Origin of the sequence: Burkholderia semiarida (assembly GCF_029268935.1) — a bacterium.
Lineage (GTDB): Bacteria > Pseudomonadota > Gammaproteobacteria > Burkholderiales > Burkholderiaceae > Burkholderia > Burkholderia semiarida.
The window spans coordinates 145,576-146,086 of sequence record NZ_JAHLCL010000003.1; the positions used below are offsets into that span (position 1 = coordinate 145,576).

A 511-nucleotide genomic window follows, 5' to 3' on the forward strand; every position below is an offset into this window, starting at 1 on the left:
AGCCCATCAGCCCGAAGCTCGGCGTGTACGCATTGCGCAGATCGGCGCCCTCGAGCAGCTTGCCCTTGTTGAAGCGGCCGTTCGGGTCCACACGCTGCTTGTACGCGCGGAATTCGGCGATCTCGTCCTCGGTCAGGAACTCGAGCTTCGTGATGCCGATCCCGTGCTCGCCGGAAATCACGCCGTCGAGCGAGCGCGCGAGCGTCATGATCCGCGCGACGGCCGCGTGCGCGTCCTGCAGCATCTCGTAGTTGTCGGAGTTGAACGCGTTCGTGTGCTTCGCGATCGCCGCCGTGCGGCTGCGGTCCAGCCAGAAGCGCTTGCGCGCCTCCGCGCTGACCGCGACGAAGCCCTCGCCGCTCTTGCCGTTCGCCATCCGGATCACTTCGGACGTCGCGTGCGCGACCGCGTCGGCGTCGGCGCCGACGATGTCGCCGATCAGCACCATCTTCGGGAACGCATTGCGCTTGCTCTTGGTCGCGTAGCCGACCGCGCGCAGGTAGCGCTCGTC

General features: G+C 67.5%; 1 protein-coding gene. It reads right to left on the bottom strand.

Annotation, left to right across the window (positions count from 1 at the left end):
* Positions 1-511: FAD-binding oxidoreductase (locus KPB06_RS04420; protein ID WP_275920423.1), on the bottom strand; the 511-nt coding region annotated here is incomplete at both ends.